The sequence below is a fragment of the Rhizobium mongolense subsp. loessense genome (assembly GCF_900099775.1).
GTDB lineage: Bacteria > Pseudomonadota > Alphaproteobacteria > Rhizobiales > Rhizobiaceae > Rhizobium > Rhizobium loessense.
The window spans coordinates 123901-145596 of record NZ_FMTM01000012.1 but is presented as its reverse complement, the minus strand read 5'-3'; the positions used below and the strand labels follow the sequence as shown (position 1 = coordinate 145596).

At 57.5% G+C, this 21696-nt stretch carries 19 protein-coding genes and 1 pseudogene; 16 read left to right on the top strand and 4 right to left on the bottom strand.

What is annotated here, in order from left to right; all coding sequences use genetic code 11:
* Positions 1–5: 5 nt before the first annotated feature.
* The 9 genes from BLP23_RS27910 to BLP23_RS27870 all read left to right on the top strand — a co-directional run bounded on the left by BLP23_RS27910 (position 6) and on the right by BLP23_RS27870 (position 11331).
* On the top strand, positions 6–959 hold the full coding sequence (locus tag BLP23_RS27910) for a carbohydrate ABC transporter permease (RefSeq protein WP_236772787.1): 954 nt from the start codon (positions 6–8) through the stop codon (positions 957–959).
* Positions 960–1474: 515 nt separating this feature from the next.
* Positions 1475–2446 (top strand): sugar phosphate isomerase/epimerase family protein, encoded by a 972-nt coding sequence (locus tag BLP23_RS27905; protein ID WP_167364010.1) that lies wholly within the window; start codon positions 1475–1477, stop codon positions 2444–2446.
* 92 nt (positions 2447–2538) lie between these two features.
* Complete coding sequence (locus BLP23_RS27900) at positions 2539–3603, top strand: sugar ABC transporter substrate-binding protein (protein WP_092587978.1); 1065 nt, start codon at positions 2539–2541, stop codon at positions 3601–3603.
* Between the two features lie 60 nt (positions 3604–3663).
* Positions 3664–5190 (top strand): sugar ABC transporter ATP-binding protein, encoded by a 1527-nt coding sequence (locus BLP23_RS27895; RefSeq protein WP_092587977.1) that lies wholly within the window; start codon positions 3664–3666, stop codon positions 5188–5190.
* A gap of 17 nt (positions 5191–5207) precedes the next feature.
* Positions 5208–6182 (top strand): ABC transporter permease, encoded by a 975-nt coding sequence (locus tag BLP23_RS27890; protein WP_092587976.1) that lies wholly within the window; start codon positions 5208–5210, stop codon positions 6180–6182.
* Positions 6183–6192: 10 nt separating this feature from the next.
* Complete coding sequence (locus BLP23_RS27885) at positions 6193–7068, top strand: MurR/RpiR family transcriptional regulator (protein ID WP_092587975.1); 876 nt, start codon at positions 6193–6195, stop codon at positions 7066–7068.
* A complete protein-coding gene (locus BLP23_RS27880; protein WP_092587974.1) occupies positions 7065–7952 on the top strand; it encodes a PfkB family carbohydrate kinase in 888 nt (295 codons plus the stop codon). The genes BLP23_RS27885 and BLP23_RS27880 overlap by 4 nt, the downstream gene beginning before the upstream one ends.
* A gap of 196 nt (positions 7953–8148) precedes the next feature.
* Positions 8149–9135 (top strand): helix-turn-helix transcriptional regulator, encoded by a 987-nt coding sequence (locus BLP23_RS27875; RefSeq protein WP_139187126.1) that lies wholly within the window; start codon positions 8149–8151, stop codon positions 9133–9135.
* A 327-nt stretch (positions 9136–9462) separates the two neighbouring features.
* On the top strand, positions 9463–11331 hold the full coding sequence (locus BLP23_RS27870) for a HAMP domain-containing methyl-accepting chemotaxis protein (protein ID WP_092587972.1): 1869 nt from the start codon (positions 9463–9465) through the stop codon (positions 11329–11331).
* 343 nt (positions 11332–11674) lie between these two features.
* On the opposite strand, the gene BLP23_RS27860 is transcribed toward BLP23_RS27870, so the two are convergent.
* The gene (locus tag BLP23_RS27860; RefSeq protein WP_092587970.1) at positions 11675–12670 is read right to left on the bottom strand and encodes a LacI family DNA-binding transcriptional regulator; all 996 of its coding nucleotides are present in this window, start codon (positions 12668–12670) and stop codon (positions 11675–11677) included.
* Positions 12671–12846: 176 nt separating this feature from the next.
* Between BLP23_RS27860 and BLP23_RS27855 the strand changes: the two genes are divergently transcribed.
* From BLP23_RS27855 to iolG, 5 genes are all read left to right on the top strand, one after another.
* Complete coding sequence (locus BLP23_RS27855; RefSeq protein WP_092587969.1) at positions 12847–13794, top strand: sugar ABC transporter substrate-binding protein; 948 nt, start codon at positions 12847–12849, stop codon at positions 13792–13794.
* A 124-nt stretch (positions 13795–13918) separates the two neighbouring features.
* Positions 13919–15040 carry an ABC transporter permease gene (locus BLP23_RS27850; protein ID WP_092587968.1) on the top strand — a complete coding sequence of 374 codons (1122 nt, stop codon included), beginning with the start codon at positions 13919–13921 and terminating at the stop codon, positions 15038–15040.
* A 2-nt stretch (positions 15041–15042) separates the two neighbouring features.
* Positions 15043–15837, top strand: coding sequence for an ATP-binding cassette domain-containing protein (locus tag BLP23_RS27845; protein ID WP_092587967.1), 795 nt, complete (start codon positions 15043–15045; stop codon positions 15835–15837).
* Between the two features lie 80 nt (positions 15838–15917).
* Entirely contained in the window at positions 15918–16721 is an 804-nt protein-coding gene (locus tag BLP23_RS27840; protein WP_092587966.1) for a TIM barrel protein, read from the top strand.
* Positions 16722–16763: 42 nt separating this feature from the next.
* Entirely contained in the window at positions 16764–17756 is a 993-nt protein-coding gene (gene iolG / locus BLP23_RS27835; RefSeq protein WP_092587965.1) for an inositol 2-dehydrogenase, read from the top strand.
* 27 nt (positions 17757–17783) lie between these two features.
* Here iolG and BLP23_RS33915 read toward each other — a convergent pair whose 3' ends face one another.
* A complete protein-coding gene (locus tag BLP23_RS33915) occupies positions 17784–17921 on the bottom strand; it encodes a hypothetical protein (RefSeq protein ID WP_167363994.1) in 138 nt (45 codons plus the stop codon).
* Here BLP23_RS33915 and BLP23_RS27830 point away from each other — a divergent pair.
* Together BLP23_RS27830 and BLP23_RS27820 are read left to right on the top strand one after the other, a co-directional pair.
* Positions 17885–18172, top strand: coding sequence for a MurR/RpiR family transcriptional regulator (locus tag BLP23_RS27830; RefSeq protein ID WP_092587964.1), 288 nt, complete (start codon positions 17885–17887; stop codon positions 18170–18172). The genes BLP23_RS33915 and BLP23_RS27830 overlap by 37 nt on opposite strands.
* Before the next feature lie 614 nt (positions 18173–18786).
* Positions 18787–18942 (top strand): annotated as a pseudogene (locus BLP23_RS27820) (winged helix-turn-helix transcriptional regulator); the annotation flags it as partial.
* Between the two features lie 101 nt (positions 18943–19043).
* Here the strand turns inward: BLP23_RS27820 and BLP23_RS27815 are convergent.
* Entirely contained in the window at positions 19044–20207 is a 1164-nt protein-coding gene (locus BLP23_RS27815; protein WP_092587961.1) for a mandelate racemase/muconate lactonizing enzyme family protein, read from the bottom strand.
* A 35-nt stretch (positions 20208–20242) separates the two neighbouring features.
* Complete coding sequence (gene dctA, locus BLP23_RS27810) at positions 20243–21553, bottom strand: C4-dicarboxylate transporter DctA (RefSeq protein ID WP_092587960.1); 1311 nt, start codon at positions 21551–21553, stop codon at positions 20243–20245.
* Positions 21554–21696 lie beyond the last annotated feature (143 nt).

Genomic DNA, 21696 nt, shown 5'->3' with positions numbered 1-21696 from the left:
CTGCTATGGTCAACGCCACCGACACATCCTCAGCCAGCCCTTCCGTGAGGCGCCCTTTGTCGCGGTCCGGAAGCCTTTGGCCCGGCCGACCACGATTCCTGACGCCCAGCCTGCTGATCTACGCTGCGCTGATCTTTTGGGCCTTCATTTCCTTGTTTCCGATCTACTGGACGATCACGACCTCGTTCAAGACGGCGGTCAACGTCACGCAGGGGCACCTCATCCCCTTTATCGATTTTACGCCCGACTGGAAGGGCTGGCGCTCGCTCGGCCTCTCGCCCGATACTCTGCTTTCCCCATCCACCGTGCGCGACGAGTTCCTACGCCGGTTTCTCAACAGCATCGTCGCCTCTGCCGGCGCCTCGTTCCTGGCGGTCGTCATTGGCTCGCTTGCGGCCTACGGGCTCAGCCGGTTTTCATACAAGTTTCTTTGGATGACGAACAAGGACATCTCGTTCTTCTTCCTGTCGCAGTTGATCCTGCCACCCGTTGTCCTCGCCATGCCGTTTCTTGTTCTCTACAAGAACCTCATGCTGCTCGACACGCTGATCGGCCTCGTGCTCGTCTATACGCTGATGGTGCTGCCGATCGTCATCTGGATCATGCGCGACCAGTTTGACACGATTCCGGTTGAGCTTGAGCAGGCGGCTTTGGTCGATGGATGCTCGATCTGGGGCGCGTTTGTGCGCATTGTCCTACCGATTGCACTGCCGGGCATGGTGGCGGCTTTCATCCTATCGGTGATCCTCTGCTGGAATGAATATTTCTTCGCAGCCTTGCTGACGAGCTCCAATGCAAAGACTCTGCCGGTAATGGTGGCGAGCCAGACCGGGTCGCAGGGGATCAACTGGTGGTCGATGGCAGCGATCGCGACCGCCGCGATCATGCCCCTTGTGCTCGTCGGAATCTTCCTGGAGCGCTTCATTGTCAAAGGCCTGACTGCGGGCGCAGTCAAATAGAAGCCTGGAGGAGCCGCCATACCAAGACCTTCCATAGGACGAAAAATATCGACATGCCGCATGCCTGCAGAGGGCGCTGCGCTAGTCGTGGTGTCGACCGTTCCCGACGACCGGTCATCGACACGACGGGTGCCGGCGATACCCTGTCGGCAACTTTTTGTGCGCTCGATTGAGCTGACCATTCTTTGGCGTCGGCCGCTTAGGCCGCAATTACTTCGGCATGGTCGTCAAACTTAGCGGTTAGCAGCCTGAATGCCGCTCGAGCCTAGGTCAAAGCGGTCATGTCCAACGACCTCTTCGGTTGTCGCAGGTCGATCAAACAACCACGGACTTTTCAAGATTCCGGGGCCTGCTTTGACGAGTTCTACAGCACCGAGCAGCAAGTCGAAAATTCATGCACCGGGCATCTTGTCCTCACGAATTGGTGCACCGCACAACATTAATAACTTTACAAACACGGATTAATTTGTGAAGTAGTAACCCATCGACCAAGTGAGCTGAAAATCGTGACCAATTTGAAATTCGCTACCCGCCTGAACTCTTTTGCTTCCAAGCCACATGCCGAGTGGCCGGACCTCTCCGGCAAACCGACCATGTTGCAAATGGCGACGCGTGCTGCAAAGGTCGCCGGCCTGACCGACCTTGATCTCAATTATCCAGACCATGTTACGGCGGATCCAGCGCTCCTGGCGCGCCAGATTGGCGACCTAGGACTGGCGATCAATGGTTTCGCCATGCGCTATTATACTAACCCGGCCTTCAAGATCGGTGCCTTCACCAATCCTGACCCAATCGTTCGTCGCGAAGCAATTGACCTGACAAAAAAAGGCATTGATGCAGCCCGCGCCGCCGGCAGCAACTTGATGACCCTTTGGCTTGGTCAGGACGGTTTCGATTATGCTTTCCAGGCGGACTACCATTTGTTGTGGGAACACGAAGTTGAAGGAATTCGTGAAGTTTGCGCCCATGATACGGATTGCCTCATTAGTATCGAATACAAGCCCAATGAGCCACGCTCCTTTAGCCTTATGCCGGATGCGGCCACAACGCTTCTGGCGATCAAGGACGTGGACATGCCCAATCTTGGCGTTACCCTCGACTTCGCGCATGTGCTCTATGCCGATGAACAGCCTGCCTTTGCCGCGGCACTGATCGCCCGCCACAGCCGTGTCCTCGGCGTTCATCTGAACGATGGCTACGCCAAGCGCGATGACGGCCTTATGGTCGGTGCTGTGCATACTCAGCAAACGATCGAGCTTCTCCGCCAGATCCGCAAGGATGGTTATGACGGCGCGATCTATTTCGACACATTCCCTGACATGACCGGTCTCGATCCGGTGCACGAATGCGAGGTGAATATCCAGACCGTCAAGCGGATGCTTGCTGTCGTGGAGCGCCTCGAGCAGGACAATCGGCTTTCCGGCGCGGTTGCCCGACAGGACGCAGTGTCCGCTCAGGCCGTCATCCAAGAGTTGATGCTCGGCTGAGCTGCCCAAACGCCTGATTTTGTTGGAGCCCAAGACCCTTTGTAACCTAAGGCACGCCGGAGGCGTGTTTGTTGAACACCCGGGAGGAACCGATGAAGAACTTTTTGAAGACGACCCTCGCTGCCAGCATCGCGGCAAGCTTTCTGGTCAGTGCTGCCTTGGCACAGGACCTCGCCCCGTTGAATTCCGACACTGAAAAGGACAGGATGGATTGGTCACAGCTTGAAGCCAAGCTGGGCGCTTTCCCCAAGCTTCCCGAAGGCACCAAGGCGGGCGCGGTTTCCAAGACCTTGACAAACGAATACTGGCGTTCGCTCGGTGAAGGCTACGAAGCGTTCGGCAAAAAGGTCGGCGTGCCTGTCGTCTATCAAGCAGCACAAAGTGAAGGCGACCAGCTCGGCCAGCTTACGATCGCTGAAGGCCTGATCACTCAGGGCTACAATGTCCTCTTGGTCTCACCGCAGACGGACGCCAATCTGCAGCCGGTAATCGAGCAGGCCAAAGCCGCCAATGTGCCGGTCGTGAACGTCAACGACGCCGTAATTCCTCAGGCGGAACATTACGTCGGCAACGTCCAGCGCGACAACGGCGTGCGCGTCGCCAAGTGGTTCATCGAAAATCGTACGGAGGGCGGCAAGGTGGCGATCGTCGAAGGCCAGGCTGGCGTCTACGCTGCCGTGCAGCGCACCGACGGCTTCAAGTCAACGATCACGCAGAACGGCAAGTTCCAAGTCGTGGCCAGCGTTCCCGGAAACTGGGATCGCCAGACCTCCTATGATGCAGCGACCAACATCCTAAACCAGCATCCCGATTTGATCGGCTTCTATGCTAATAATGACGGCATGGCGCTGGGCATCGTCGAGGCGGTCAAGGCCGCCGGTCTTGCAGGCAAGGTCGCGGTGTTCGGCACGGATGGCATTTCGGATGCCTATGCGTCGATCAAGGCCGGCGATCTGACCGGCACGGTCGACAGCTTCCCGGTGCTGACGGGCGAAGTTGCGCTCGAGACAGCACTCCGCCTTGTCGCCGGCCAGAAGTTGCCCCGCGTCGTTGCAACCCCTCAGGCGCTCATCACCAAGGACAATCTCGACCGCTACAAGGGCGAGGGTGTGGACGTCCGCGCCGTTCTTATGGAAGACGCCAAAGCCGCCAAGTAATAGAGGTTGCAGATGCCGGCCGCGACCGGTCGGCATCTCTCTCCCCCAGGAGGTGAAAAAATGGTGCCGAGACTGAGATTCGAAGCGATTTCGAAGAGCTTTCCGGGGGTGAATGCCCTGACAGATGTTTCCTTCAACATTGCTTCCGGCGAGATTCACGGGCTGCTTGGCGAAAACGGCGCCGGAAAATCAACGTTGCTGCGGATCCTCTCCGGCGTTTTTCGCCCTACGTCCGGCACGTTTTTCGTTGATGGTGAGGCTGCGGCCTTCAAGAAGCCTATGGATGCCCGCCAAGCTGGCATCGCGATGATCCATCAGGAATTGCAGCAGGTGCCGCATCTAAGCGTTGCACAAAACATGTTCCTCGGACAATCGCTGACCCGCATGGGCGGCCTGTTCGTCTCGCGCCGTGAGCAGGAAATGCGCGCGGCCGAAGCTTTGTCAATGCTCGACAAGAGCATTGATCCAGCCGCGCCGATCTCCTCTTTGAAGGTGGCACAGCGCCAGATTGTCGAAATCGGCCGCGCCTTGCTCGACAAGGCGAAGGTTATCGCGATGGACGAACCAACCTCGAGCCTGACGCCGAGCGAATTCGACCGTTTGGCGCAGGTCATCGCAAGCCTTTCCGCCAGCGGCGTCTCGATCATTTACGTCTCACATAAGATGGACGAAGTTTTCCACATCTGCCAGCGAGCCAGCGTCATGCGTGACGGCAAGCTTGTCGGGATGGTCGATCTCAAAGCGGCCTCCGAAAAGGACGTTATCGCCATGATGGTCGGACGCGAGCTGATGCAGGAGGAGCATCATTCGTTCGCCACGAAGACGATCAAGCTGGAAGCAAGGAACCTTTCCTCGTCGGCAAAGATTCGCGACGTCTCGTTTTCTCTTCACAAAGGTGAGGTGCTCGGGATTGCTGGCCTTGTCGGCTCGGGCCGAACTGAATTGTTGCGATTGATCGCCGGTGCCGATCGCCTGAGCGCGGGCTCCCTTGCGATTGACGGCAAGCATGTCAGTCTTTCCAGTCCGAGGGAGGCGATTGCCGCCGGCATTGGTCTGGTGCCCGAAGAGCGCAAGCGGGAAGGCATAATTCCTCTGCGTTCCGTCACCCATAATATGGCTCTCGCCTCGCTGCCGAGTTTCTCGTCCGGCGGCATGATAGGCACTGAAAAACTTCGCACAGCAGCGAAAACCTTGTTGAAGCGCGTCAATCTGCGGCCATTCCAATTGGATCGCCCGATCCGTCTTTTCAGCGGCGGCAACCAGCAGAAGGCGATTATCGCTCGCTGGCTGGCTGCGAGATCGCAGATCCTTCTCTTCGACGAGCCAACCCGTGGCATCGACGTCGGCGCCAAGTCCGAGATCTACCGCCTGATTGAGGATCTCGCCAGCGAAGGTCACGCGATCATCGTCGTTTCTTCAGAACTTCCAGAAGTGATCCGGCTCTCCGACCGCGTACTTGTGATGCGGGAGGGGCGGATTGCTGCCGATATTCCTCGCGATCGACTGTCTGAAGCCGAGATAGTTGCACATGCCATACCGGGTGCTAGCTCGGCTGCGGCCGATAGCCAAACAGCGCAGCCTGCGTGAATTTGTTAGGACATTCCATGACCACTTCGCCTTCCGAAATCACCTCCGCGACGGTCTTCCACCGCTTCTCATTTTCGCTGCGCGATGCGGGAACATTAATCGGCCTTGTCGTCATTATGGCGGTATTCGCCACACTAGTTCCAGGCTTTTTGTCAGAGCGCAATCTCGTCAACATCCTGCAACAGTCGAGCATCAACGCGTGCCTGGCGCTTGGCATGACGCTTGTTATCATTTCCGGCGGCATCGACCTGTCGGTTGGCCCGACCGCAGCCATCTCCGCCGTCATCACCGCGACCCTTCTGCTTGCCGGCACCCCTGTCCCGCTAGCCATCCTTGCAGGATTGGGCATCGGGGTCGTCTGCGGCTTCATCAATGGCGTGCTTGTGGCCTATGTTGGCCTGCAGCCCTTCATCGTGACGCTTGGGACCCTGAGCACCTATCGCGCCATCGCGCTCATTTACACGGGCGGCAATCCGGTTCTCGGCATTCCGGCAGATTTCCGGTCTCTGTTCAATAGCAGCATTGTGGGTATTCCAGCGCCCGTCGCCATCGTGGCCGTTGTTGCCCTCACTGCCTGGATCCTGCTCAAGAAGACGCCCATTGGCGAATATTTGATGGCTGTTGGCGGCAACGAGGAGGCCGCATATGTGGCAGGCGTTCCAATCGCCCGTACAAAAATCACCGCCTATGTCATCTCCGGTGGTCTGGCAGCTCTTGCATCATTGATTCTGATCGGTCGTCTGGGTGCCGCAGAGCCAATCCTCGGCAATCTTTGGGAGCTTGATGCGATTGCAGCTGCAGCGATCGGTGGAGCATCTCTGATGGGCGGCAAGGGTAGCATTTTCGGGACCATCCTTGGTGCAATTATCCTCGGCGCGATGCGTAATGGTTTGACTCTGATGAACGTGCAAGCCTTCTATCAACTGCTCGCAACCGGCCTTATAATCCTCGTCGCGATGATGATCGATCGCGCCACACGCGGACGGGAATAAGGGGACGAGAATGAACACTGAAAGCTTCGACATGAAAGCAGTGGGCCCACGCATCCGGATGATGATGCCGCTGCTCACGCCGCTCGAAGCAAAAGTGGTCGATACCGTCTTCGCCATGCGCGACTTCAGCGACGAAACCTCGCTTAAGCAGATCGCTGAAGATGCCGGAGTGTCGGAGGCCATGGTGGTGAAGATCACCAAGAAGCTCGGCTTTTCCGGCTTCCGGGACTTTCGCTTCGCGGTGAGCCAGTACAACCAGCAACCGACGGCCGAAATGCATCAGGAGCTGTCAGTAGACGATACATCGCTGGAAATCGTGCAGAAGGTTTTTCGAACCTCGATCCACGCGCTCGAGGAAACTCTTGCCATTCTCGACATGGCAGCATTCGACCGTGCTGCCGATCTCATCCGTAAAGCGGTGACCCGCGATTTTTACGGGGTGGGCGGCTCGGCCCAGATCGCGCGCGACGTGGCGCATAAATTCTTGCGAATCGGTGTTCGCGCCAACGTGTTCGACGATTCGCATCTTATGTTGATGTCGGCGTCGCTGCTGGGCGAGGGTGATATCGCTGTCGGCTTCTCCCATTCCGGCAATACGACCGCGGTGATCGAAGCGCTCCAACTTGCCCGCCGGAATGGTGCGAGGACCATCGCCGTCACCAATTACGATTCCTCGGCGCTCGCCCAGTCCGCCGACGTGGTTCTGTGTTCTACGGCGCAAGGGTCGCCGCTGATGGGGGAAAATGCGGCGGCACGTATTGCCCAGCTCAACATTCTTGATGCGGTCTTCGTAGCCGTTGCCCAGCGCGACTACCAAGCTGCCGAACGCAACCTCGAACGCACAATGTCAGCCGTCAAATCCAAACGAAAAGATCGCCTTCCATGACATCTTCGCCCCTCGTCACCGTTTTCGGCAGCCTTCACTATGATATAGCCGTCTTTGGGCCGGCTCGCCCTCGTAAGGGCGAAACCGTCGCCGGGACGTCCTGGCACCCAAAATTCGGCGGGAAGGGAGGCAATCAAGCCGTTTCGGCTGCTCGGAGAGGGGTTCCCACCTCGATGATCGGAGCGGTCGCCGACGACGATTTTGGACGCTTCCTGATTTCCAACCTTCATCGAAGACATGTCGATCACACGTTCGTCCGGCGTGACGCATCACAGTCGACGGGCATGAGCGTCGCAATTTTCGACGCCGAGGGGGACTATGGCGCCGTTATCGTGTCGGGGAGCAACCTGACGCTCGGCCATCAAGATGTCGAGGCAGCGGGCGAACTGCTTGGTAGGACAACAATTCTGGTTTTGCAAAACGAGATTCCGGATGCGGCCAATATCGCGGCAGCAAAAGCTATAAAACTTGCTGGCGGTCGTGTGTTGATTAATGCCGCACCCGCGCGCGCCCTGTCGAACGAGCTACAACCACTTATCGATATCATCGTCGTGAATGCCATCGAGGCCGAAACGCTGGCAGGAGTCCCCGTGGTCGAGACACTCGGTGGCGCGCTTGAGGCTGCGCGCGCACTTGTGCGGATCTTCCCCGAGGTCGTGGTCACCGCCGGCGGCGCAGGTGTGGCCTATGCCAACAGTGAGGGAAGCGAGATTGTGATCGAGGGTTTGAAGATCAAGGTAGAAAGCACACACGGAGCAGGTGACGAATTTATCGGCGTTCTTGCAGCCGAACTGGCCGTGGGAACAGCAATGAAGAACGCCTTGGCCAGAGCGAATGAGGCCGCGGCGAAACTGGTTGCAACAAAGGAAACTGATCGCGACTGACCATGTAGAGTCAGACATCTTCCTGCGGGAAAAGATGGCGTGATGACGGCTTATGCTGCAGTTCTGAAGAAGGGTGGCTTGAGACCTCGATATCGCCACAGACTGTAAGCCAGAAAATCTCTTGCGCGCTTACAAGGCAGCGAGCGAAAGCTCGGCGGCTTGAGGGTACATTTGTCCAAAATCAGGGGGGCCGACGGTGAACTCGAGAAAACCCGAATCTGCCCCGAATTTGTTCGCGTTTTCAAGTTCCGATCCCGGATTCTCGAGTGAGGCTATTTCAGACGTACTGATGCCGGTGCGATACTCCTTCCTAGACGGTGTCACGCGGTTTGAACATTCGGTCGAGATTGTGCGAGTGGGAGAACTCCACTTTTGGAACGAATGGTCTTCATCTGGATTTGCGTTCCGTGCCGAGCAAACTCCAGACAAGCGCTTTGAGCTGCACTTTATCGATGCGGGCCAATGTACGTCCACGACGAACTGTGAAACGGTAGCGGCAAGTGCCGGCCAAGCTTATCTTTTGCGGAATTATAAGGCCCACCACACCGTTTGGAGCCCACAGTCCAAACAGGTGGTTGTTTCGATTCAGGAAGCACGCCTTTCTAGACTTATTGCCGACGAATTTTCCATACTGTCTGCCGACCTAACCGCGTTACGATCCGTGGTTGATTGCAATGAGATCAAGATTCAGCGTCTGAGGCAGTTGGCAACACTTTTGGTAACGTCCGGAAGCGAGGAGCGGCAGGGGGAGGTGTCAATTGGCACGCATTTGCTCATTGAAGCATTCCTCGCACTGTTCATAGAATGCTGGCCAACGGATAATGCCCGCTCACATCAACATGTCGCAAGACCTTACTACATCAAGCGGGCCATCGCATGGATGAATGCCCGAGCTCTACAGAGGATCACTCTGGAGGACCTTTCGTCGGCTGCGGGAGCGAGCGTTCGTACGTTGCAGCTTGGGTTTCGGAAATATCTTGGTGTCAGCCCGATGGCTTATCTTTTTGCAATCCGCCTTGAGCGCGCGCATAAGGATCTCCTGACGGAAGCACCCTCAGTTACCGTGGATGAGATCGCAAGACGGTGGGGATTTTCAAATCCGGGCAAGTTTGCCGCGCATATACGCCTTCGCTACGGCCAAAATCCGCTAGCTATACGTAAGGCGGCTTTGCCGCGAAAGTAAGATCGGCCTCTCCCAGTTAATCGCTGCGCGTGGGAAGTAGATCGGCTGCCATTTATTCAAATTGCGCAAGTTCGTCCTATCTGCGCAATGCAGTTTAACGGCTTTGGTAGACGGTATAATTCTGTCAACCAATTGGGGCCTCTATTGTGTCTCGCAGGACAGCGAAGGGATGCTTTCCCAGCCTCGTTTCGAGATGCAGCCGGTTTGGATCTTTCGTCGTTCTCCTAAGCCATCTGACGGCATGAGGCCGTGTTCGTTTGCCGTCGGCGGAACAAACTTGTTCCAGCCACACCTTGATCAAGCAGTTTTGTCGCCTGGGAGCCATTTATGAAACGTCCAACCATCAAAGCCGCGCTCACATGTGCGCTAACGCTTATTGCGACAACAGTGATTGCATTTTCGATCGTCTCGGTGTCGAGCATGGGCGCTTTGGATAAACGTACCCAGGATATTACCTCTAGGTGGCTTCCAAAGGTCGCGCTGTCGAAGGACATGAATATTGAACTTTCCAACGCGAGCCTTGGATATCACAATTATATTATGGCTTTGACCTTGGACTCGCTGAAATCCTCGGAGCAAAGCATTTCGGCGGCAAATTCGGCGTTCCTTGGAGCTGTGGCTCAATATGAAGTTCTCATCAGCGACGACTATGGCCGAGATCGGATCTCGAAGGTCAAGGCGCTGTTTGCCGACTTGAACAAACTCGGCGACATGGCAATTTCCCTCGCCCGGGCCAGAAAACTCCCTCAAGCGACCGAGTTGCAGCAAACGCGGATGCAGCCTCTAGAGAACGAGATCCGAAAATTACTTGGCGAGATCGTCGTCGTGGATACCGACGGCGCGGCAGCTTCTCAAAGAGCCAGTGCGGAAACCTATCGATCGACCCTGGCTATCACTTATTTGATAATTTCGCTCTGCCTTGCGGTCATCGTTGCGGCGATATACTTCGCAATCGTTGGCGTAGCAAAGCCAATCCAAACTATCACTGTATCCATGAAAAGGCTCGCGGAGGGTAATACAGATTCCCCGGTTCCCTATGCCGGTCGATCGGATGAACTGGGTGAGATGGCCGCAGCAGTCGAAATTTTCCGCGCGAATGCCGTCGAAAATTTGAGGCTTCAACAGGAGGCGGATACGAACCGAAACCAGTCTGAACTGGAGCGTCATCGGAACGCAGAAGCCGAACGGATAAGGGGCGAGGCCATGGCCCAGGCGACGAGGGCGCTGGAAGAAGGCTTAAAGCATCTGGCCAGTGGCGATCTGACATTCCAGTTGGAAAACCCGTTTGCGATCGAATTCGAGACACTTCGGGCCGACTTCAACGGCGCTGTCGCTCAACTGGCTGAGACACTGCGCGCTGTCACTGAAGCAGCTGACGCAATCGACACTGGGAGCCGGGAAATCAGTGCCAGCTCCGACGATCTCTCCAAGCGGACGGAACAGCAGGCAGCGTCTCTTGAAGAGACTGCCTCTGCCCTCGACGAGATCACAGTGAATGTGGCGAATTCTTCCAAACGCGCCGAGGAAGCGCGCCAGGTGGCTATGGAGGCAACCGAAAGCGCCAGTCAATCCGGAAGGGTTGTCGCCGATGCGGTAGATGCGATGCAAAAAATCGAACAATCATCGGACCAGATCTCCAATATCATTGGGGTCATCGATGAGATTGCGTTTCAGACGAACCTGCTCGCACTGAACGCCGGCGTTGAAGCCGCGCGCGCTGGGGATTCAGGAAAGGGCTTCGCTGTGGTTGCTCAGGAAGTGCGCGAATTGGCACAGCGCTCGGCTCAGGCCGCGAAAGAAATCAAAGAGCTGATTCGCAACGCTTCGAGGGAAGTTCAAAACGGCGTCCAATTGGTGCGCGAGACGGGCGATGCATTGAGGACAATTGAGGACCACATCGTAGCGATGAACCAGCATATGGCTTCGATTGCCACATCATCGAAAGGACAATCCGTGGGTCTTGATGAGGTCAATACGGCGGTCAACCAGATGGATTACGTCACTCAGCAAAACGCAGCCATGGTCGAGGAGACGAGCGCAGCAGGCGCACGGCTTGCAAGTGAAAGTGGGCGTCTTCGGGAACTTATCTCAAAGTTCAAGCTTGACTTAGATCTTCGTGTGACCGGGTCCGTAATGCCAGCCAACCATGGTTCACGGGTGGTCATACCATTGAGCGGCGGCCGGCAAATTGCCTAAATTGCGCATCGTTCTGAAGAACCCGGCCTTGGGGCATTTGGCTAGGGTGCTCGTAAAGGAATTCTCCGCCAGGCATTTCGCCCACTTATTGCAGCTTGCCTTCCGGCCGGCCGGCTTCACGAAAATAACTCTGTCGAACTTTTTGCGATCCATGTTTACCGTTGCACATGGTAGTGACCTAGCGATCGGGCCAGCATGAAGTGGCAGCGCTATCAACTCCATTTCGCACGAGCGCACTCAGCCAAGAACGTAGCTCGTACGATGTGATCGCCATCAGTGTAGAAGCACCTAGGTCGGTTAAATTGGGAATGCTTGATCGGCTTGGCAGCACCGGCACGACATTTCATGCTGATGACCTCGGCACAAGCCGCCCCGGCATGACAACCATTTCGGCATCGCGCTTTCCGGCGATCATTGCGACAACGGCGTCCACCATCTCGACGGCCGGCTGCTCGTAGCTCGTCAATCCATAAGCAGGGGCGCCTCCGAGCTCGATATTGTCAAAGCCGACGACTGCCAGGTCTTTCGGGATTGCGAGCCCGAATTCGCTCCGGGCGACATCCATCGCTCCCATTGCCAATATGTCATTTTCACACATCAATACGTCGATGCGCGATGCGGGCGAAGTAGCGCTCAAATAGGTACGCGCCGCCTCGGCGCCGGCCTGCGCGCTATATCTCTCCGCAGCCAATTCTGTCACGCCTTCGATACCTTTCGCCCACCAGAAATTTGTATAATGATGGCGCCTGCCGAGCGCCGTCGACAGGGTTCTCGCCCCCGTCATAAAGCCGGGACGGCGATAGCCCTTGTCGAACAGATAGTCGACGATTTCGCTGAGAGCGAGTTCGGCATCGCAGGCAATGGCGGGGACGCCGGGGATTTGGCTGTCCCTCGCAAGTACGAACATCGGCGGGAAACCTGGGCCAAGACGTCGATTACCCAGCGTTTCCTCGCGAAAGGCCGTGCCGAAGAGGATCACCGCATCGAACTGCCGCTGGTCTGCGTTGATCAACGCGTGAACGTGATCGAAATGGCGGTTGATGTTGATTAATACGGTCAGCAGACCCTCCGCCTGCAGGCGCTCGGTCAACATCTCCAGAACCGGAAGCTTGTGCGGATTGGCGAAGTCGTCGACGAAGACGGCGACCTGATGGGTGGTGTTGGTCGCAAGGCTGCGGGCGAGAAGGTTGGGCGAATAATTCAGGGCCTCGGCAGCCTGAAGCACCTTTTGTCGGCTGGCATCCGTAATGGAGGCACCGGGTGTGAATGCACGGATAACAGTCCACTTCGATACGCCGGCAGCCTCCGCCACCTCTTTCGCTGTCGCCCGTTTGCGCATGACCGTCTCCTCCTGAGTGGAATGAATATTCCACAAAAAAATAAAAATGGAATGGATGCTTGATTTTTGTCGACAATAAAGTAGTTTTATCGAGCTTGCTACCGGGTGCAAAATGGAGTTGCAACCGGTAGCACTGGGAGGTTCGCGTAGAGCGGACTGTTTTTTGGGAGGGTAAAATGAAATTTGGTTTGAAATCGCTTCTCACGAGCGCAGCCATCGCTGCCGCGCTCATGTGCTCTTCGGCAATCGCCAATGCCGCGGACGTTCACATCGTTGCCGTCACCCACGGCCAGGCCAATGATCCTTTCTGGTCCGTCGTCAAGAATGGCGTCAATTCAGCGGCGAAGGACATGGGCGTCAGCGTCGATTACCGCGCTCCGGAAACCTTCGACATGGTGTCGATGGGGCAGCTCATCGATGCGGCCGTCAATCAGAAGCCCGACGGGCTCATCGTCTCCATTCCCGATGCCTCCGCGCTCGGACCGTCGATCAGGAAGGCTGTCGCCGCCGGCATTCCGGTTATTTCCATCAATTCCGGTTCCGACGTTTCCAAGGAACTGGGAGCGCTTCTTCATGTCGGCCAGGACGAATATACCGCCGGCAAGGCAGCCGGCGCGAAGCTGCATGAGATGGGCGGCAAGGAAGGCCTATGTGTGAACCAGGAGGTCGGCAACGTTTCGCTCGACCTGCGCTGCAAAGGCTTTGCCGATGGTTTCGGCGGCAAGGTTACGGTTCTTCCGGTCAGCAACGATCCGGCTGATGTCCGCGCGAAGGTCAAGGCGGCGCTGAGTTCCAATACGGCTGTCGACACTGTCATGGCGCTTGGTTCCGGTACCGCCGGCGAGCCCTCTCTGGCGGCGGTCGAGGATGTCGGAATGACCGGCAAGATCAAGGTGGCGACATTCGACCTTTCAGCTGATTTCCTGAAGGCCGTGGCCGATGGTAAGGCTGCCTTCGCGATCGATCAGCAGCAGTTCCTGCAGGGCTATCTGCCGGTCGTATTCTTGGCCAACTATGCCAAATACGGGCTTATTCCCGGGGGTAATGTTCCATCCGGCCCGAACCTTATCACCAAGGAAAAGGCCGCCCAAGTCGTGGATCTTTCCGCCAAGGGCATTCGCTAACCGGAATTGCCGAAAGGCATTCTCCCAGAATCTCCTCCCCCTTGATGGGGAGGGGGTTTGGCTGTCTGACCGCGCTGCCGAGCAGCGCCAACGCTACCCTAAATTATGATCCGTGGGAGGAGTTATGGCTTCGCTTGAGCAGAGAACGGCGGCTGCGCCGAAGGCCGATGAGCGCGTCAAACAAGTAAGTTTTCTGACACATATGATGCGGCGGCCTGAGCTTGGTGCCGTGGCTGGCCTTGTTCTCGTCATCGTCTTTTTCTTTCTCACCGCCGACCGTACCATGTTCTCGCTTTCCGGCCTGATGACCATCATGGCGCCAGCATCGCAATTGGGGATTTTGGCCATTGCGGCGGCCCTTCTGATGATCGGCGGCGAGTTTGATCTTTCGATCGGCTCGATGGTGGCCTTTGCGGGACTGATTTTCGGCGTCATCCTCACGAATTTCGGCCAGCCGCTTTCGGTTGCCATCGTCATGACGATGCTTTTTGCCGCGTTCATGGGGGCGATCAATGGGCAGATCGTCATTCACACGCGCCTTCCGTCCTTCATCGTGACCTTGGCATTCCTCTTCATTCTCCGTGGCTTGACGCTCGTCGGCCTGAAATGGGCGACCGGTGGCTCGACACAGCTTCGCGGCATCGGCGACCGGGTCAGCGACAGTCCGCTGCTTGGCTTCTTTTCCGGCGATGCGCTGAAGGGCGCTTTTGTCTGGCTTGCCGATCATGATCTTATCGACAAATTCCCTAACGGCATGCCGAAGGTCACGGGTATTCCGGTATCGGTATTATGGTTCGTAGCGCTTGCGCTGGCTGCAACCTGGGTCCTGCTGCGTACCCGCATGGGCAACTGGATCTTTGCCGCCGGTGGTGATCCCAACGCTGCAAGAAATTCTGGTGTCCCGGTCCACAGGGTCAAGACCGGCCTGTTTGCGCTGACGGCATGCGCGGCGGCGCTGGTCGCCATCATCACTGTGCTCGATGCCGGCTCGACTGACGCCAGACGCGGCTTTCAGAAAGAGTTCGAGGCGATCATCGCCGCCGTCATCGGCGGGTGCTTGCTGACCGGCGGCTATGGTTCGGCGATCGGCGCCTTCTTCGGCGCGATCATCTTCGGTTCGGTCTCGATTGGCCTGACCTATACCAAGTTCGACTCCGACTGGTTTCAGGTCTTTCTGGGCTCGATGCTGCTGCTGGCCGTTCTCTTCAACAATTTCATTCGCCGCAAGGTTACCGGGGAGCGCTGATCATGTCTGATGTCCACAAGCAAACGCCGATCATCGAAGTGACCGACATCATCAAACACTACGGCTCCGTGATTGCGCTCAACGGCGTATCGATGCAAGTGTCGGCCGGAGAGGTACTTTGTCTCCTCGGAGACAATGGCGCGGGTAAATCCACTTTGATCAAGACGCTCTCCGGCGTTGTCCGCCCAAGCGGAGGCGAGTTCCTCGTCGATGGCAAGCCGGTCAATTTTCGCAGTCCGCGCGATGCGCTCGATGCGGGGATCGCGACCGTCTATCAGGATCTTGCCATGATCCCGCTGATGTCGATTACTCGCAATTTCTTCATGGGGCGGGAGCCTCGCAGAGGCTTCTTCCCCTTCCGCCACCTCGACCTCACGCATTGCAACAATGTCACCCGTGAAGAGATGCGCAAAATCGGCATCGATATCCGTGACCCTAATCAGGCAGTAGGTACTCTGTCCGGAGGCGAGCGCCAATGCGTTGCCATTGCACGTGCAGTCTACTTCGGCGCCAAGATCCTCATCCTCGATGAGCCGACTTCGGCGCTCGGTGTAGCGCAAACCTCGATGGTGCTGAAATACATCCACCAGGTTCGACAGAATGGATTGGGCGTCATTTTCATCACCCACAACGTCCGACATGCCTATGCGGTGGCGGACCGCTTCACCATCCTCAATCGCGGCCAGACGCTTGGCACCTTTGCCAAGGCTGATATCGCGATGGATGAGCTGCAAAACCTCATGGCCGGCGGCAAGGAACTGCAGCAACTTTCCGAAGAGCTCGGCGGCACGATCTAATCCGCACGCTTCCAAGGCGGCGACCGGCCGGCTCTCAAAGACCGCCGCCTTTCACTCAATCATCAACATGGAATACGGTCATGAACGACGGCTCGTCGAATGCCTCATCCCCCTTCACGCTCGCGGTCTGCGCCGAGATGGTCTTCAAGTCGCTTCCTGTCGTCGACAGGCTCAAGCGCATCACCGAACTCGGCTTTCACGCCGAGATCTGGGACTGGACGAAACATGACATCGCCGCACTTGCAAGATCAGGAGCGACCTTCTCGTCGATGACGGGCTATGTGACCGGCACGCTCGCCGATGACGAGGGCGCCGACGACTTGCTGCGAACCGCGAAGCGATCGATCCCGATCGCCAGGGAAATCAACTGCCCACGCCTCAACCTGCATGGGACCGGTCTCGACGGTCAGGGCCTGCCCCTGGTCAAGGCCGACAAGGTGACGGGCGCCATGTGGCTCAAGGCGCGCGATACGCTCAACCGCATCGCCGACCTCGGTGAAAAAGAGGGTGTCACCTTCGTGCTCGAAAACCTCAATGAAGCCGTCGATCACCCTAAGACACCTTTTGCCAAGGCGGAAGACACGCTTGCTCTCGTTTCGTCGGTGAACCGACCGGCGTTGAAGCTCAATCTCGACCTCTATCACGCCCAGATCGGTGAAGGAAATCTGATCGAATTATGCCGGCGCGCTCTGCCCTATATCGGTGAAATCCAGGTGGCGGATGTTCCCGGCCGTATGGAACCGGGCACCGGAGAGATCAACTACAAGGCAATCGCCCGCGCGCTCAAGGACATGGGCTATCGCGGCACGATCGGCATGGAGGCCTGGGCCTCCGGCGATGACGAGACGGCGCTTGCCCGTTTCCGCGACGCCTTCACGGTTTGAAGATTTCGATAGTCAACACTTACATATCATGGAGAGATAACAATGATCAAATTTGGAGTGATCGGCGCCGGCCGGATAGGCAAGGTGCATGCCGCGACCATCGCGGCGAACCCGAAGGCGAACCTCGCTTACGTGGCCGACGCTTTCAAAGCATCGGCAGAGGCGCTTGCGGCACAGACGGGTGCCGAAGTTGCCGACGCGGAGGATGTCATCAAATCCTCAAGCGTCGATGCGATCCTCATTGCGACGCCGACGCCCAGCCATGCCGATCTGATCGAGGCGGCCGCGAGGGCCGGCAAGGCAATCCTCTGCGAGAAGCCGGTGTCCCTGTCGGTCGAGCGCATCAATGCCTGCCTCGATGTCGTCGAGAAGAACAAGTCGACCTTGATGATCGGCTTCAATCGCCGCTTTGACCCAAACTTCGCCAGCGTCGAGACGCGCCTGCGCCGCGGCGATATCGGCGACATCGAGATCGTGACGATCACCAGCCGAGATCCCACGCCGCCGCCGGCCGATTACGTCAAATCCTCCGGTGGTCTGTTCCGCGACATGATGATCCATGACTTCGACATGGCCCGTTTCCTCATAGGGGAAGAGTTCGTCGTCGTGAATGCGCTCGGATCGTCGCTCGTTGACAAGTCGATCGGGGCCGAGGGCGATGTGGATACCGCGGCCGTACAGATGCAGACGGCTTCCGGACGCATTGCCGTCATCACCAATTCGCGCCGGGCGACCTACGGCTACGACCAGCGCATCGAAGTCCATGGAGCTGCCGGCATGCTTGCGGCGAAGAATATCCATGCAACCAGCGTCGAGCTTTCCAATGCGAGCGGTGTCAGCGGCGATCCCGTCCAATATTTCTTCCTGGAACGCTACGCCCAGGCTTACGCCTACGAGATCAATGCCTTCATCGATGCGATCGACAGCGGCGACCGCTCGCCGAAGCCCGGCGGACTTGACGGGCTTCAGGCTCAGAAACTGGCGGAGGCCGCCACCGTGAGCTGGCAGACGGGCAGACCGGTGCAGGTCGATTAACAAGCTTCGATGCGATGCGGCCTGTTCTCACATCGCCGCATCGCCACCGGTGATGACGTGCTGCCCCGAGACATGCGTCTGGATCGCACCGGGATTACTGAAGACGGTTCTTTGGAAGGTGAAGCGCAATGCTGCAGGATAGAAATCGCCGTCCTCCCGCGACACTGCAGGAATTGAAGTACCTGATCGCCAAACGGCAGATCGTCTTTCCCAGCAGTCTCGAGCAGGTCGCGAGGCAGATCATAGAACGGCCGGAAATGATTGCATTCGAAAGTGCCGCTGCGATTGCGCGCAATTGCAGGGTTTCTCAAACGACGGTTCACCGACTTGCACAGCACATTGGGTTTCAAACATTTGGAGAGTTTCGCGCGATTATAAGAGATCATCTTCGCAAGATTTCCGAAAATCATCGCTAGGGGCTAGAACGACGGATACAGAAGGTTGCGATCTACATGAACAAGGCCCTGTTCAAACGCACGAGATATTCCGCAATGCGATTGCTCTTCGTATCGCCAGGCTTCTTTTGAACCGCAGCGGCGGAAAGGTCTCGCCGCTTTGGCAATTTAGATCTTTCCCCGGAGGCGAGTGCATCGGGCATGCCAATTCTAGTGAAGTCCGTAGAGTATACGGGCGAGCCCGATTGTTGGCACCACGATTCCGAAATTGCTCCATCATCGACGGCGTCGAACCCCCTATCGCCAACAAGCGCCATGGCGACATGTCGATCACGTTCATTTCCGTTGCAACCGGACCCGGGTGGCCGGCAGGTTTCCCAATCGGGCGAGAGTATCCGAGCCGATAGCGCACCAAGCCTTTGCAACAGGTCGGCCGAGTTGTCTGAAATACTCAGACACTCTCGACCTCGCCTGCTTCTATATCGGCAATCTCGGTGTCACGCATGGGTAGTGGTTAAACGTATCGATCACCACCATGTCTTCCGGAAGTCCAGCTAATCGAAATGCAATGAAGCCTGCCCGCCTCAGGCAACCACCTCCGGATGATCGATTGTGTCAGGCCCGCGAGTTTGCCACTCTATCCCCAGGTTCCGCCAAGGGTCGAATATGCACTCAGTGAGATAGGGGTCGCCTTAGGTCCATCAATGGCGGAACTCATCGATTGGGTTTTCAGGCGGCGTGACATGCGTCGTTCGTCGCCTGGGCCGAACGTAGATATAGCCCGGAGCTGACAGGCGCCTCCGTTGGATGCGTCTAGGGATTGCGGCTTCTTGGCAGGCACCCATGAAGCGTGAGCTGGAGGGGGCGAAAGTTTTCACCCACTCCGTTGATCTTACTCAGCGAGTTCGCGCATGACCTTGATGAGGTCGGACTTGCCCTCGAAGCCGATGCCCGGCAGTTCCGGCATGGTGATGTGTCCGTCGATGACTTTCACGCCATCCGGGAAGCCGCCATAGGGCTGGAACAGGTCCGGGTAACTTTCATTGCCGCCGAGACCAAGCCCTGCCGCAATGTTGAGGGACATCTGGTGGCCGCCATGTGGTATGCAGCGAGAAGGCGACCAGCCGAATTGGCGCAGGACATCAAGGGTCCGAAGGTATTCCACGAGGCCGTAGGACAAGGCGCAATCGAATTGCAAGAAGTCGCGGTCGGCACGCATGCCGCCATAACGCAGCAGGTTGCGGGCATCCTGGTGGGAGAACAGGTTCTCGCCGGTTGCCATCGGGGCGTCGTAAAACTCGGAAATTGCCGCCTGCAGGGCGTAGTCGAGCGGATCGCCGATTTCCTCGTACCAGAAGAGCGGGTAGTCGCGCAGCATCTTGGCATAAGCGATGCCGGTCTCAAGATCGAAGCGACCGTTGGCATCCACCGCTAGCCGGGCCTGGGAGCTGATCTCTTCGAGGACAGATTCGATACGACCGCGATCCTCATCGATTGATGCCCCGCCGATCTTCATCTTCACGACGTTATAGCCACGGTCGAGATAGCTGCGCATCTCCTTGCGAAGCGCGCTGTTGTCCTTACCCGGATAGTAGTAACCGCCAGCCGCATAGACGAAAACCTTCGGATTGGCTTCCCGGCCCTTCAGTTCTGCAAGGTGGCGGAAGAGCGGCTTGCCCTCGATCTTTGCAACCGCATCCCATATCGCCATGTCGAGGGTACCGACGGCGACAGACCGCTCGCCATGCCCCCCGGGCTTCTCGTTCATCATCATCGTCGCCCAGATTTTGTGCGGATCGAGATTGGTGCCCGCGTCATTCATCAGGCTTTCCGGGGAGGCTTCGAGGATACGGTCCTTGAAGCGCTCACGGATCAGGCCGCCCTGGCCATAACGACCGTTCGAGTTGAAGCCGTAGCCGACAACACGGCGACCGTCACGGACGACGTCGGTGACGATGGCAACCAGGCTAGCCGTCATTTTGCTGAAGTCGATATAGGCATTACGGATTGGCGAAGCGATTGGCTTCGTAACTTCGCAAACATCAAGGATACGCATAGCATTCTCCGTTCGGTACTTGTTCGATGTGTTTGTTATCGGGACGCCAGTTCGGCGGGTGATGCGGTGATGTTTCGGGGACGTTCGCCGCGCTGCTCGGAGATGACAGCGGCGACCGTCTCCTGGTCGAGAGCGCCTTCCCATTTTGCGATCGCGATGGTGGCGATGCCGTTGCCGATCAGGTTTACGACGGCGCGGGCCTCGTTCATAAAGCGATCGACGCCAAGCAGAAGGACAAGACCGGCGACCGGAATGGCATGGAAGCTAGAGAGAGTTGCCGCGAGGGTGACGAAACCCGCTCCCGCGACGCCTGCCGACCCCTTCGAGGTGAGCAGCAGAACGCCCAGGATGACAAGCTGGCCTTCGATCCCGAGCGGCGTGTTGGTCGCCTGGGCGACGAAGACGGCGGCCATCGTCAGGTAGATGCAGGTGCCGTCGGCGTTGAATGTGTATCCGGTCGGCAGCACCAGTCCGACCACGGATTTCTTGCAGCCGAGCTTCTCCAGCTTCGCCATCATCCGCGGCAGTACGGCTTCCGACGAGCAGGTCGCAAGCACGATCAGGATTTCGTCCTTGAAGTACCGGAAGAAATGCAGCAACGGGAACCCCGACCAACGGGCGATCGATCCGAGGACAACGATCACGAACAGGGCCGACGTCAGGTAGACGCCCAGCATCAACTGCCCGAGAGCCCAGAGCGAGCCGACGCCGTATTTTCCGATCGTATAGGCGACCCCGGCGCCGGCGCCGATCGGCGCCAGGCGCATGATCATGCCGACGATCCGGAACAGAGCCTGGAGCAGGGAATCGAAGAGATCGACGACGGGCCTGGCTTTCTCGCCGAGCTGGACAAGTGCGCAGCCCATCAGCACGGCGATCAGGATGACCTGAAGCATTGCGCCCTTTGCAAATGCATCGACCATCGTTGTTGGGATCACGTTCATGAAGAACTCGATGACGCCGCCCTGTTGCTGGGCAGTCTGCTGGTAGATTGAGATCGTGCTGGCGTCGATCTTGCTTGCGTCGATGTTCATGCCGACGCCGGGCTGCATGATGTTGACGACGATCAGCCCGATAACGAGCGCGATCGTCGAAACGACCTCGAAGTAAATCAGAGACCGTGCGCCGATCTTTCCGACCTCCTTGATGTCGCCCATCTTGGCGATGCCGAGGACGACAGTGCCGAAGATGACCGGCGCAAGCAGCATCTTGATCAGTTTGATGAAGCCATCGGCCAAAGGCTGCAATTTCGTGGCGATATCGGGAGTAAAAAGCCCGAGGATGATACCGACCCCGATGCCGATCAACACCTGTATGTAAAGCTGACTCAACAGACGTTTAGCCATTGGTCTCTCCTCCCTGTTTAGATGCGTTCCTCCGCACAGGGGCATGTCATAAGGACAAGGGAGGCACCTCGTCCAATGCCGATACGGGCTCTATTGGTGCCGTTTTGGCATAGCGAAAACTGAACATTGCTCTCGGGCGCCAG